We start from the raw sequence: 13,452 nt of genomic DNA, 5'->3' as shown, positions 1-13,452 counted from the left end.
CCAGCACCCATTCGAAATCCGTCGCGCGTCACACATCGTCGCGCCGAGTCATGCGCGTGCGCGTGCGGTCCGTTCGCGCTGGCGGAAAAGGTCGATTCGCGCGCGCTCCATGTTGCGCCGCGGCAAATAAAACGGGCAAAAAACCGCTTTCTTTCGAATCCTTTATCGCGCGAGTCCGGATTTATTGACAGCGCTGTCATGCGCGTGTCAAATCGCCCCGCGGTACAGAAGGGCGTGGCAGGACGTGCCTGCATATCCATCGTGCGATCCTGGGGAGGAGTTTCGATGAAGCAAATGCGTGTTGCCCCGCGGCACACACTGTTGACGTCCGCACTGCTGTTGGCGCTTGCCCAGCCGGTGTACGCACAGAACACCACACCGGCGCCGGACACCGCCGCCGAACCGCAGCGCCGCACCGGCGCCGCGGACGAAGCCAGGACGCTCGACACTGTCGTCGTCACCGGCATCAAGGGAAGCCTGACCTCGTCGATGAACCTCAAGCGCGACGCGCAGGGCGTCGTCGATGGCATCGCCGCCGAGGACATCGGCAAGTTCCCCGACACCAACCTGGCCGAGGCGCTGCAGCGCATCAGCGGCGTGTCGATCGACCGCAGCAACGGCGAAGGCTCGCGCGTGACCGTGCGCGGCGTCGGCCCGGATTTCAACCTGGTCCTGCTCAACGGCCGGCAGATGCCGACCGCCACCGGCGGCCGCGCGTTCGAATTCAGCGATCTGGCCGCCGAATCCATTTCCGCGGTCGAGGTCTACAAGACCAGTCGCGCCGCCACGCCCACCGGCGGCATCGGCGCCACGATCAACATCAAGACCGCGCGTCCGCTGGACAATCCGGGCATGCACGCCAATGCCGGCATCAAGGGCATCTGGGACGGCTCGGACGACGATCTGCCGGGCGGCCTGCGCGGCAGCTCGGTCACGCCCGACGCGTCCGGCATCTTCAGCAACACCTTCGGCGACGGCCGCTTCGGCGTGTCGCTGAGCGCGAACTACCAGAAGCGCGAATCCGGCTCGGCGTCGGCGTTCGTGGCCTCCGGCAACGGCTGGCGTCCGTTCATCGACACCCCGCTGGCCAGCGGCGAAGGCTCCGGCTCGGCGCTGCCGCTTCCGGGCCAGCCCGGTTCGGAGAACATTACCAACCGTCCCGGCCCGAACGACGTCTATTCGATGCCGCAGAGCCTGGGCTACAGCGTCAACTCGGTGAAACGCGAGCGCATCAACAGCCAGCTCACCTTCCAGTGGGCGCCCACCGACGACCTCACCGCGACGCTCGATTACACCTACTCGCAAAACAAAATCGAGCAGATGCGCAACGACATGTCGGTGTGGCTGAACTTCACGCCGGGGGTCAGCTCGTGGACGCCGGGTTCGGGTTCTTCGCCGCTGACCTACGACGAGCGCTACGCGGGCAATTCGGACTTCGCCAACGGCACCGGCAAGTCGGCGGTGAAGCGCGAGAACAAATCCGTCGGCCTCAATGTCGAATGGAACGTGACGGACAAGTTCAGCCTGAACCTGGATTACCACCGCTCCACGGCCGATTCGCTGCCCGACAGCCCGTACGGTTCGAGCAACACCCTGGCCAGCGCCGGTTTCTTCCGCGCCGGCAACACCATCGACTTCAGCCGCGATTTCCCGGTGCTGACGCTGCACTTGCCGGCGGGCATGAACGCCATCGATCCGGCGCAGATGCTGGTGACCGGTTCGGTGTTCCGCAACGATCGCCAGCGCGCCGAGATCGAACAGTTCCAGGCCAGCGGCGAGTACCAGTTCCAGGACTACTCCAAGCTCAACTTCGGCGTCGCCACGACCGATTACGAAAACCGTTCGGCCTTCACCAACGTCCAACTCGACACCTGGGGCGGCGCCACCAGCGTCAACGATTACCCCGATTCGGTCTGGCAGTTGCAGCACATGGGCGACTACTTCAACGGCGTCAGCGGCAGCCGCGATCCGCGCTTCACCGATTCGTTCTTCATGTTCGACTTCGACACGGTGCGGCAGCTGGCCGAGGACGCGTGGGTCAAGAGCGGCAAGGGCGTTCGCGACGATTACCGCGCTTCGTTCGACTACAGCGGCGCGCAGGTTCCCGGCAGCGCCGCCAACCGTTCGGTGGGCGACAGCCAGGTCCGCGAGAAGTCGAGCAGCTTCTATGTCCAGTGGAGCAATACCTTCGACTGGAAGCTGCCGGTCAACGTCGCCGCCGGCGTGCGCTACGAGCGCACCAAGGTCAAGGCGCAGGCATTGCAGCCGGCGCCGGCGGGCATCGACTGGGTCTCGGAGAACGAGTTCATCATTCGCTATTCGGGCTCGGAGTTCCGCAAGCTCGACGGCGACTACAAGTACTGGCTGCCCAGCCTGGACGTCTCGGTGGATCTGACCGAGAACATGAAGCTGCGCGCCAGCTACGGCGAGTCCATCGGCCGCCCGAACTGGAGCAGCCTCAACCCGGCGCTGGGCGTCGGCGGCCAGGCGCGCTTCGACGGCGGCGGCGGCGGCGCGGGCAATCCCGCCCTCAAGCCGCTGGAATCGCGCAACTTCGATCTGTCCTACGAGTGGTACTACGGCGAATCGAGCTATCTGTCGGTCGGCTACTTCCGCAAGAACATCGACAACTTCATCGCCGACCAGGTCAGCCGCCAGACACCGTATCCGGATCTGCATACGCCGGCGAGCGGTGCGTACTGGAACGCGGCCATCGGCGCGGGCGGCTGCGCCGCCACCGACCGGGCCTGCATCCGCAACTACATCCTCAACACCTTCAACGGCCAACCCGGCGTGGTGCGGACCGGTACGAGCGCCAACGGCTCGCCCACCGGCACCATCAGCGGCCTGCCCGGCGATCCGGTGCTGACGTTCAACATCACCGAGCCGGTCAACAACCGCGCCGATACCCTGGACGGTTGGGAATTCAACATCCAGCACGTGTTCGGCGAAAGCGGCTTCGGCCTGGCGGCGAACTACACCATCGTCAATTCCGGCCTGACCTACGACAACGGCCGGCTGGGCACGCAGTTCGCGATGACCGGCCTGAGCGATTCGGCGAACGTGGTGGCCTTCTACGAGAAGGGCCCGTGGCAGGCGCGCGCGGCCTACAACTGGCGCGACGAATTCCTGACCTCGCTGGGCGACGGCAAGGGCGCCAACCCGATCTACGTGGAAGCCTACGGCCAGCTGGACATGAACGTCAGCTACGCGGTCACGGAGAACCTGGTGTTGTCGCTGGAAGGCATCAACGTGACCGACGAGACCATGCGCACCCGCGGTCGCAACAAGCGCCAGCTGTACTCCTACGATCAGTCCGGGCCGCGTTACATGTTCGGCGTGCGTTACAAGTTCTGATCGCGGCGGCCGCGGCGTCTTGCCGTCGGCGCGCGCGGGGCCGCCGTTGTTGCGGCCGTTCCGGGCGTCGCCAGCGGCGGGGGCGCGGCGAACATCGTCCGCGGCCGCGTCCCGCCGTTCCCAATCCGGGCGGCGGGCGAGGCCTTCCCCTCGGCGCGTTGCCGGTACATCCTCCGCGGACACCTCGCCGCTGCGGAAACGCGGGCCGCTGGGCGCAGTCCCGTCCGGTCCGCACCGATCCTGGAAACCGCGATGTCCCAAGCCGTATTGCTCAACAACATCGATCACCACGACCTGCGCGTGATCACCGCCCGCGGCGCGCGCTACGGCGACGACACGATGTTGGCGCCGACCTTCTTCCGCGAGTTCCGCGAACTTCAGGCCTATTACCCGCTGGTGTTCCAGAAGACCGCCGAGGGCGGCTTCCTGCCGGTGGCGCTGCTCGGCCTGCGGCAGAACGAGAATCTGTTTCTCGACGGTGAGCGCTGGGACGCGCACTGCCTGCCGATCGCGGTCGAGCGCCTGCCGTTCCTGATCGGCATCGCCGACGAGGAGCCGATGATCCACGTCGATCTGGCGCACCCGCGCGTCGCCCGCGGCGGCTCGCAGGGCGAGGCGCTGTTCCTCGAACACGGCGGCACCACCGCGTACCTGGAGCGCATGGCCTCGGTCCTGCGCACGCTGCACGACGGCCTGCAGGACAACGCCGGCTTCATCGCCGCGCTGCTGCGCCATGAGTTGCTGGAACCGTTCGCATTCGACTTCCAGCTGGGCGATCGCTCGCAGCACCGCCTGTCCGGCTTCCACACCATCGACGAACAACGCCTGCGCGCACTCGATGGCGCTGTGCTGCAAGAGCTGTCGCAGTCCGGTTATCTGGAGGCGGCGTACATGGCGTTGGCGTCGATGTCGCACTTGCGCGACCTGATCGAACGGATGAACCGCCGTCATGCCGCCGCTTGTTGAGGCCATCGAAGAACTCCACGGCATCGACGCGGCGGCGCTGCCGCCGTCACTGCTGCATCCGACCCGGCCCTACGTCCTGCGCGGCGTGGCCGCGAACTGGCCGATCGCCCGCGCCGGCGCCGCTTCGGCGCCGGAGGCGATCGGCTACCTCAAGGATTTCGCGCGCGACACGCCGGTGACGGTCAGCGTGGCGCCGGCGCAGGCCGGCGGACGGATTTCCTATCGCGAAGACCTGCAAGGCTTCAGCTTCACGCAGGAACGGGCGCCGCTGCCGGTCGTGCTCGATACCTTGCTGCGGCAGCTCGACGATCCGGCGGCGCCGACGCTTTATGTCGGCTCGACCACCATCGACACCTGGCTGCCGGGCTTGCGCGACCACAACGATTTCGGATTCGGCGCGCTGCAACCCTTGGCGAGCATCTGGATCGGCAACCGCACCCGCATTCCCGCGCATCAGGACGTGCCGGACAACATCGCCTGCGTGGTCGCCGGCCGGCGCCGCGTGACGCTGTTTCCGCCGGATCAGTTGCAGAACCTGTATATCGGGCCGCTCGACCGCACGCCGGCCGGGCAGGCGGTGAGTCTGGTCGATTTCGCCGCGCCCGATTACCGGCACGATGAGCAGCGTTTCCCGAAGTTCGCCGAAGCCCTGCGCCATGCGCAGAGCGCCGAACTCGCGCCCGGCGACGCGGTGCTGATCCCGAGCATGTGGTGGCATCACATCGAAGCCCTGGACGCGTTCAACGTGCTGGTCAACTACTGGTGGCGACAGTCGCCGAAGTGGATGGACACGCCGATGAACGCGCTGATGCTCGCGATCATGAGCGTGCGCGATCTGCCGCCGGAGCAGCGCGAGGTCTGGCGCGAAGTGTTCCGTCATTACGTATTCGATGCCGACGCGCAGACCGCGGCGCATATACCGGAAGCCGCGCGCGGCATGCTCGCGCCGATCGACGAACTGCGCGCCCGCGAACTGCGCGCGCGCCTGCTACAGGCCCTGAACCGTTGAGAGACGCCATGCATAACGATGCCGACACCCATGCGGCCGCAGTCAGGCCGGTCAAGCGCGTGGTGATCGCCGGCGGCGGCACGGCCGGCTGGATGGCGGCGGCCGCGGTCTCGAAGATCCTTGGCGGCACGCTGGAGATCAGCCTGATCGAGTCGGAGGAAATCGGCACGGTCGGGGTCGGCGAAGCCACCATCCCGACCTTGAGCACCTTCCACCGCTTGCTCGACATCGACGAGCGCGAATTCATGGCCGCCACGCGCGGCACGATCAAGCTCGGCATCTCGTTCGAGAACTGGCGCACCCAGCAGCATCGCTACATCCACTCTTTCGGCACCACCGGCCGCGATCACTGGAGCGCCGGCTTCCAGCATTTCTGGCGCAGGGGGCGCGAGCTCGGGCTGGCCGGCGGTTACGACGACTACTGCGTCGAACTGCAGGCCGCGTTGCAGGGCAAGTTCGCCCACCTGAAGAACTATCGGATGAACTACGCCTATCACCTCGACGCCAGCCTGTATGCGAAGTACCTGCGCGCGATGAGCGAGCGCAACGGCTGCCGGCGCATCGAGGGCAAGATCGTCGAAGTGCTGACCGATGCGGATTCGGGTTACATCACCGCGCTGCGGCTGGAACGGGGCGAGGTGATCGAAGGCGACTTGTTCATCGACTGCACCGGATTTCGCGCGCTGTTGATCGACAAGACGATGGGCGTGGGGTTCGAGGACTGGTCGCACTGGCTGCTCAACGACAGCGCCATCGCCGTGCAGACCACCTCGGTATGCGATCCGGTGCCGTACACCCGCGCGATCGCCGAGCCCTGGGGCTGGCAGTGGCGCATCGCTTTGCAGCACCGCGTCGGCAACGGCATCGTCTATTCCAGCCGCCATGTCGGCGACGAGGAGGCCAGGCAGCGGCTGATGGAGACGGTGGACGGCGAGGTGCTGAAGAATCCCTGGCCGGTGCGCTTCCGTCCGGGACGGCGCCTGCAATGCTGGAACCGCAATTGCGTCGCGCTCGGCCTGGCCGGAAGTTTCATCGAGCCGCTGGAATCGACCACCATCCATCTGATCCAACGCGGAATCACTCATCTGATGCGGTCGTTCCCGCAGGTCATCGGCCAGGCCGGCATCGACGAATACAACACGCAGATGGCCGACGAGCTGCAGCACGTGCGCGACTTCGTCGTGCTGCATTACTACGCCACCGAACGTCGCGATACGCCGTATTGGGAATATCTGGCGAACATGGAGTTGCCGCAGACGCTGCGCCGCCGCATCGAGTTGTTCCGCGAGACCGGCACGGTGTTCCATGTTCCCGGCGAGCTGTTCGCGGAGAACTCGTGGATCCAGGTGATGATGGGGCAGGGCATCACACCGAAAGCCCATCATCCCACCGCCGACACCATGAGCGAGACCGATCTGCGGCGGTTCCTCGACGATATCCGCACGCATGTGGAAACCACCGTGCGCATGCTGCCGTCGCATCAGGCTTACCTCGATCAGTATTGTCCCAGCGGTCCGCGCGCCGCGGTGTCCACCAGTGTCGCCTGACCGCAGCCGCGCGCGCGGCGTGGGCGCCGCGTTGGCCGCGACGGCTCTGTGTCTGGCGATGAGCCTGGCGCCGGCGCGCGCCGCGCAGTTCCTGCGCGCGCAGGGCCAGCAGATCGTCGACGAACAAGGCCGGCCGGTGATCCTGCGCGGCGTCGGCCTGGGCGGCTGGATGCTGCAGGAAGGCTACATGCTGGGCCTCGGCGGCCCGGGCATGCAGCACACGATCCGCCAGCGCATCGTCGAATTGATAGGCGAGCAGGACACGCAGGCGTTCTATCGGGCCTGGCTGGACAACTACGTCGGCAAGGACGACATCGACGCGGTCGCCGCGTGGGGATTCAACTCGGTGCGCCTGCCGATGCACTACGAGCTTTACACGCTGCCGCTGTCGAAGGAACCGGTGCCGGGCCAGCAGACCTGGCTGGAAGACGGCTTCAAGCGCACCGACGACTTGATCGCCTGGGCCAAGGCCAACGGTCTGTATGTGATCCTGGACCTGCACGCCGCGCCCGGCGGACAGGGCAACGATCTGAATATCTCCGATCGCGATCCGTCCACGCCCTCGCTGTGGGACGACGCCGGCAACCGCGACAAGATGGTCGCGTTGTGGCGCAAACTGGCCCAGCGTTATCGCGACGAGCCCGCGGTCGCCGGCTACGACATCATCAACGAGCCCAACTGGGGCTTCGCCAGCGCGGCCGACAAGAACGGCTGCGCCGAAACCGGCAATGCGCCGCTGCGCGAGCTGCTGGTGCGCACCACCGCGGCGATCCGCGAAATCGACCAGCGCCACATCGTCATCATCGAAGGCAACTGCTGGGGCAATAACTACCGCGGCGTGCTCGATGCCGGCCCGTGGGACGACAACCTGGTGCTGAGCTTCCACAAATACTGGAACGGCACCGGCCGCGACAGCATCAAGGATCAGCTCGCCCTGCGCGCGCGCTGGAACATGCCGCTGTGGCTGGGCGAGACCGGCGAGAACTCCAACGACTGGTTTACCCGCACCGTGGAAACCATGGAAGGCGAGGGCATCGGCTGGGCCAACTGGCCGCTGAAGAAACTGCGCTACAACAATCCGCTGCAGGTGATCGCCAACCCGGGCTATCAGCGGGTGCTGGCGTATTGGGAAGGCAAGGGCCCGCGGCCGAGCCGCGAGCAGGCGCGCGAGGCGCTGATGACCCTGGCCACCCACGACATTCGCTTGCAGAACAACGCCCGCCATCCCGACGTGGTGGATGCCTGGCTGCGCGCGCCGCGCGACGATCGCAGCCTGCCGTTCAAGCCCAACCGGGTCGCGCGCGACGGCGCCGAGATCGCCGCGGTCGATTTCGACCTGGGCCGCAACGGTGTGGCCTATTTCGATCTCACCGCCGCCAACGAGAGCGGCAAGCCCGGCGCGCAGTGGAATCCGTCGCAGCTGTATCGCAACGACGGCGTCGATCTGGCCGGCGGCAGCGACGGCCCGCGCGTGGCTGCGATGCAGGACGGCGAGTGGCTCAAGTACACGATCGATGTCGAGGCGGGCGGTACTTACATGCTCAGCGTGCGCGGCAAGCCGGGCGTGACGAAGGCGAAGGTCAACGGCGGGCCCTTGGCGCCGGTACGGGTGAATGACGCGCAAGCGGTGTCGCTGCAACAAGGACGCAATACTTTGGTGATCGAGGCGGTATCTGGCGAGCCCGATTTGTCGACGCTGAGTTTGCGACCGGCCTTCGGGGGTGAGCGTTGATGAAGGTGTTGGTCAGCGATATCGGCGGCACCAATGCCCGATTCGCGATGGCGGAACTGGGCCGGGGCGCGGTGCTCCTGCACGACAGCGTGCGCGAGTACCCGGCCGCGGGATTCGCCAGCGCGGCCGATGCGGCGCGGCATTTCCTCGATGAGCTGGGCGAACGCGCCGATGCCGCGGTGTTCGCGGTGGCCGGGCGCGTGCGGCTGGAGGAAGCGAGCATCACCAATCATCCCTGGCAGATTCGCACTTCCGAGATCGGTGCCGCGCTGGACACGTCGCGGGTGGCGTTGATCAACGACTTCACCGCGCAGGCCATGGCGATCTCGCGTCTGCGCGCGGACGATGTGGTCGCGATCGGCGCGGTCGGCTGGCCGGGTTTCGACCCGCGCGGCGCGCAGACCTTTGCGGTCATCGGCCCCGGTACCGGTTTGGGCGTGGGCGGGCTGCTGGTGCGCGACGGGCGCTGTTTTCCGCTGGAAACCGAAGGCGGCCACGCCGGCTTCGCGCCGTCGCGGCCGCAGGACCTGCGCATTCTGGAATGCCTGATGCGCCGCTTCGGCCGCGTGTCGTGCGAGCGGCTGGTGTCCGGGCCGGGTCTGGTGAATCTGTATGCGTCGGTGTGCGAAGTCGAGGGCGTAGCGGCGGAATCGTTGTCGCCGGCGCAGATCAACACGCGCGCGGCTTCCGGCGATGGTCATTGCCAGCAGGCGGTGGAGTTGTTCTGCGCGGCGTTCGGCTCGATGGCCGGCGACCTCGTGCTCACGCTCGGCGCCTGGGACGGCGTCTTCCTCGCCGGCGGCGTGGTGCCGAAACTGCTGGATTCGCTGCAGACCTGCGGCTTTCGCGAGGCATTCGAAGCCAAGGGCCGTTTTTCGGCGGGGATGGCCGAAGTGCCGTCGCTGGCGGTGGTGCACGCCTGCGCCGGTCTGCTGGGCGCGGCCGCGCATGCGGCGGAAACCTACGATCACTGCGTGGTGCCGGTATTCGCGCACCTCGCGCCGCAACCCGTTGCGGATAGCCTCGGCGGGTGAGTGCTGGCGATCTGCGATCGCCGCTTTTGTTCATCGTTCCCGCGAACGCGGGACCCCGGCGTCCTTGATTTCCTCCCGGGGTCGAATTTCGCCTCCGCACTCATGACTGCGTTGTGAGCGCAACGCGGGTGGCGGACTGCCGCCGGACCAAAGCCGCGGTGCCGGCCGGACAGCGGACGCCAGCCGGCCCGACTGGTTCCTCAAAAATCAACGCAACTGGCTCGCCGCGTCCGCCGGCCGGGCGCTAAGTTAATCCTGCGCGGTCTGGCAGGCTCGCGGTTCCGTCACGGCCAGTTGCGACCCTGCCGAGGTCACGCCCGCGTCCGGCCGCCTAGCCGTCCCCCCCATCCGACCTGGATATCGCAATGCTTCCGCACATCGATACCGCTTCTTCGCGCCACCGGCTGCGCTCGTGGATTCTGCCGACGCTGCTCGCGATGGTGTGCTGGTCCGGCGCCGGGCCGGCGCGGGCCGAGAGCGGCGACGACTTCGCGCGCCAGGCCGGCGCGCGCGTGCTCGGCCGCGTGGTGCCGCCGCTGGCGCTCACCACCATCGACGGCAAGACCCTCGACCTGGGCGCCCTGCGCGGGCGCAAGGCCGTGTACCTGAAATTCTGGGCGACCTGGTGTGTGCCCTGCCGTCAGCAGATGCCGCACTTCGAGCAGGCTCAGCGCCACGCCGGCACCGATCTGCAGGTGGTCGCGGTCAATATCGGCTTCGACGACACCGTCGAGCAGATACGCGCCTTCCGGCGCGAACTCGGCCTGACCATGCCGATGGTGCGCGACGACGGCGCGCTGGGCGAGTTGTTCGGTTTGCGGGTGACGCCGCAGCACGTGGTGATCGGCAAGGACGGACGCATCGTCTACGTCGGCCATCAGGTCGATGCGCGCCTGGAGAGCGCTCTGGCGCAGGCGCGCAAGGCGCCGGATTCGGCGGACAGCGACGCGCTCGCGCAGGCGGCGCCGGCATCGGCCGGTGCGCGCGCGACGCCGGCGCTGCGCGTCGGCGAGGCGGTGCCGAAGTCGGAGCTGAGCAGCCTGGAATCGCATCGGCTGGCGCTGAGCGATCCGGCGCGAAAGCGCTCCAGCGTGCTGGTGTTCCTGTCGCCGTGGTGCGAGAGCTATTTCGCCAAGACCCGACCGCGGTCCTCGCGCGAGTGCCGGGCCGTGCGCGAGCAGTTGGTCGCCTTGGGGCGCGATAACAGCGTGCGCTGGGTCGGCGTCGCCTCGGGCCTGTGGGCGTCGGAGCAGGATCTGCGCGAGTACCGCGATCAGCACCGCATCCCGGTGCCGCTGGCGCTGGATCGCGACGGCGCGGTGTTCCGCCGTTTCGGGATCGCGCGGGTGCCGGCGGTGATCGTGGTCGATGCGCAGGGACGGGTGGCGCGCCGGGTCGAAGTCGGCGAGCGCTCGGGTCTGTCGCTGGATCGATTCTTGTCGCCCGCCGCGGCCGCCGCGGTGCAGGGCGGCCAGCCCTGAGAGCCGGGCCGCGCACCTGGCGCGCCATCGCCGCCGCCCGCCCGGGCGGCCCATCGATACCTTCGCCCGTGCCCGCGCGCGGGCGAAGCCGTGTCGTGAGCGACGGCAAGGCCGAATCGATGCACGCCGCACATTTACAGTGGGCCGATCGCTCAAATGCGAGGTAAATCAGACACCTTGCCTGTCGCGCGACTGATCGCCGTGACCGGTTTGACGCTGGGGCCCGGTCGATAGGCCTTACAATCGGTTCCGACTTTCAGCCGGTGCAGGATGAATGAGTCGCGCGGCCCGGCCCGAGCCGTGGCTTCGTCTCGCCGGTTCATTCCCCCTATAGGAGTTCCCTGAGTGTCCACTTGGCTCGTGACCGGCGGCGCCGGTTTCATCGGCGGCAACTTCGTCCTCGACGCGGTCGGCAAGGGCGTGAAGGTCGTCAATCTCGACGCGCTGACCTACGCCGGCAATCTCGACACCCTCAGCTCGCTGGACGGCAACGCCAATCACGTCTTCGTCCAGGGCGACATCGGCGATGCGGCCCTGCTCAAGCGCCTGCTGGCCGAGCACCGTCCCGAGGCGGTGATCAATTTCGCCGCCGAAAGCCATGTCGATCGCTCCATCGACGGCCCGGCCGCGTTCGTGCAGACCAACGTGGTCGGCACCCTGAGCCTGCTGGAGCAAGTGCGCGACTACTGGAAATCGCTCGACGCGCCCAAGCGCGACGGCTTCCGTTTCCTGCACGTGTCCACCGACGAGGTCTACGGCTCGCTCGGCGACAGCGGCAAGTTCACCGAGACCACGCCGTACGCGCCTAACTCGCCGTACTCGGCTTCGAAGGCGGCGTCCGACCATCTGGTCCGCGCCTTCCACCACACCTACGGCCTGCCGGTGCTGACCACCAACTGCTCGAACAACTACGGGCCGTTCCAGTTTCCGGAAAAACTCATTCCGCTGGTCATCGCCAAGGCGCTGGCCGGCGAGCCGCTGCCGGTGTACGGCGACGGCATGAACGTGCGCGACTGGCTGTTCGTCGGCGATCACTGCGCGGCGATCGCGCGCGTGCTGGAAGCCGGCCGCATCGGCGAGACCTACAACGTCGGCGGCGAGGCCGAGCGTCCCAACCTCACCGTGGTCAAGACCATCTGCGCCTTGCTCGACCAGCGCCGTCCGCTCGCCGACGGGCGCGCGCGCGAGTCGCTGATCACCTTCGTCGCCGATCGTCCCGGCCACGACCGCCGCTACGCCATCGACGCTTCCAAGCTGCATGACGAACTGGGCTGGAAGCCGACGCTGACCTTCGAGCAAGGCATCGCCCGCACCGTGGACTGGTATCTCGATCACCAGCCGTGGGTGCGGCGCGTGCTCGACGGCAGCTATCGGCTCGAACGCATCGGCCAGGCCTGATACGGCACTAGGGGAACTACGCATGAACCGCAAGGGCATCATCCTGGCCGGCGGCTCCGGCACGCGGCTGTATCCGATCACCCAGGGCATCAGCAAACAGCTGCTGCCGGTGTACGACAAGCCGATGATCTATTACCCGCTCAGCGTGCTGATGCTGGCGGGCATCCGCGAAGTGCTGATCATCAACACCCCGCACGAGCAGGCCTTGTTCAAGAACCTGCTCGGCGACGGTTCGCAATGGGGCATGCGCATCGAATACGCGCAGCAGCCCAGCCCCGACGGCCTGGCCCAGGCCTATCTGATCGGGCGCGAGTTCGTCAACGGCGAGCCCAGCTGCCTGGTGCTGGGCGACAACATCTTCCACGGCCCGGGCCTGACCGCGATCCTCAAGCGCGCCGGCGCGCGCAGCGAGGGCGCGACGGTGTTCGGTTACTGGGTCAGCGATCCGGAACGCTACGGCGTGGCCGAGTTCGACAGCGACGGCCGGGTGATCGGCCTGGAAGAAAAACCGCTCAAGCCGCGCTCGCGCTATGCGGTGACCGGCCTGTATTTCTACGACGGCCGCGCCAGCGATTTCGCAGCAAAGCTCAAGCCGTCGGCGCGCGGCGAACTGGAGATCACCGATCTCAACCGCATGTACCTGGACGAGGGCTCGCTGCATCTGGAGCAGCTCGGCCGCGGCTATGCCTGGCTGGATACCGGCACGCACCAGTCCTTGCTGGAAGCGTCGAATTTCATCGAGACCATCGAAGCGCGCCAGGGCCTGCGCATCTGCTGCCCGGAGGAAATCGCTTTCGGCAACGGCTGGATCGACGCAGCGCAGCTGACCGAACTGGCGCGGCCGCTGGCCAAGAACGGCTACGGCCAGTACTTGCTCGATCTGATCGAGCGCGGCCCGGTACCGTGATGTTTATGTTTTTCGCAGAGT

Annotated in this window: 9 protein-coding genes; all 9 read left to right on the top strand. The window is 67.1% G+C overall.

Annotation, left to right across the window (positions count from 1 at the left end; genetic code table 11):
• The first annotated feature begins 285 nt into the window (after positions 1–285).
• The 9 genes from LG3211_RS16600 (at position 286) to rfbA (ending at position 13,431) form a co-directional block, all read left to right on the top strand.
• Positions 286–3,357 (top strand): TonB-dependent receptor, encoded by a 3,072-nt coding sequence (locus tag LG3211_RS16600; protein ID WP_057943804.1) that lies wholly within the window; start codon positions 286–288, stop codon positions 3,355–3,357.
• 252 nt (positions 3,358–3,609) lie between these two features.
• Entirely contained in the window at positions 3,610–4,323 is a 714-nt protein-coding gene (locus tag LG3211_RS16595) for a SapC family protein (protein WP_057943803.1), read from the top strand.
• A complete protein-coding gene (locus LG3211_RS16590) occupies positions 4,307–5,332 on the top strand; it encodes a cupin-like domain-containing protein (RefSeq protein WP_057943802.1) in 1,026 nt (341 codons plus the stop codon). Before LG3211_RS16595 ends, LG3211_RS16590 begins: the two co-directional genes overlap by 17 nt.
• An 8-nt stretch (positions 5,333–5,340) precedes the next feature.
• The gene (locus LG3211_RS16585) at positions 5,341–6,879 is read left to right on the top strand and encodes a tryptophan halogenase family protein (protein ID WP_057943801.1); all 1,539 of its coding nucleotides are present in this window, start codon (positions 5,341–5,343) and stop codon (positions 6,877–6,879) included.
• A complete protein-coding gene (locus LG3211_RS16580) occupies positions 6,869–8,611 on the top strand; it encodes a cellulase family glycosylhydrolase (RefSeq protein WP_222837513.1) in 1,743 nt (580 codons plus the stop codon). Before LG3211_RS16585 ends, LG3211_RS16580 begins: the two co-directional genes overlap by 11 nt.
• Positions 8,611–9,645, top strand: a complete 1,035-nt coding sequence (gene glk / locus LG3211_RS16575; protein ID WP_083512600.1) for a glucokinase — start codon at positions 8,611–8,613, stop codon at positions 9,643–9,645. The genes LG3211_RS16580 and glk overlap by 1 nt, the downstream gene beginning before the upstream one ends.
• 365 nt (positions 9,646–10,010) lie before the next feature.
• Positions 10,011–11,126, top strand: coding sequence for a TlpA family protein disulfide reductase (locus LG3211_RS16570; protein ID WP_083512599.1), 1,116 nt, complete (start codon positions 10,011–10,013; stop codon positions 11,124–11,126).
• Positions 11,127–11,471: 345 nt separating this feature from the next.
• Positions 11,472–12,524 (top strand): dTDP-glucose 4,6-dehydratase, encoded by a 1,053-nt coding sequence (rfbB, locus tag LG3211_RS16565; protein ID WP_057943800.1) that lies wholly within the window; start codon positions 11,472–11,474, stop codon positions 12,522–12,524.
• Positions 12,525–12,546: 22 nt separating this feature from the next.
• On the top strand, positions 12,547–13,431 hold the full coding sequence (gene rfbA / locus LG3211_RS16560; RefSeq protein WP_057943799.1) for a glucose-1-phosphate thymidylyltransferase RfbA: 885 nt from the start codon (positions 12,547–12,549) through the stop codon (positions 13,429–13,431).
• The last annotated feature ends 21 nt before the right edge of the window (positions 13,432–13,452 follow it).

It is taken from the genome of Lysobacter gummosus, assembly GCF_001442805.1.
GTDB classification, from domain to species: Bacteria; Pseudomonadota; Gammaproteobacteria; order Xanthomonadales; family Xanthomonadaceae; genus Lysobacter; species Lysobacter gummosus.
This window is presented reverse-complemented; position numbering and strand designations above follow the sequence as displayed.

What these genes read in the sequence shown, in the direction of transcription:
- glk (WP_083512600.1), top strand. Translation starts at nt 8,611, where the DNA reads ATGAAGGTGTTGGTCAGCGATATCGGCGGCACCAATGCCCGATTCGCG.
- LG3211_RS16600 (WP_057943804.1), top strand. Translation starts at nt 286, where the DNA reads ATGAAGCAAATGCGTGTTGCCCCGCGGCACACACTGTTGACGTCCGCA.
- rfbA (WP_057943799.1), top strand. Translation starts at nt 12,547, where the DNA reads ATGAACCGCAAGGGCATCATCCTGGCCGGCGGCTCCGGCACGCGGCTG.
- LG3211_RS16570 (WP_083512599.1), top strand. Translation starts at nt 10,011, where the DNA reads ATGCTTCCGCACATCGATACCGCTTCTTCGCGCCACCGGCTGCGCTCG.
- LG3211_RS16590 (WP_057943802.1), top strand. Translation starts at nt 4,307, where the DNA reads ATGCCGCCGCTTGTTGAGGCCATCGAAGAACTCCACGGCATCGACGCG.
- LG3211_RS16595 (WP_057943803.1), top strand. Translation starts at nt 3,610, where the DNA reads ATGTCCCAAGCCGTATTGCTCAACAACATCGATCACCACGACCTGCGC.
- LG3211_RS16585 (WP_057943801.1), top strand. Translation starts at nt 5,341, where the DNA reads ATGCATAACGATGCCGACACCCATGCGGCCGCAGTCAGGCCGGTCAAG.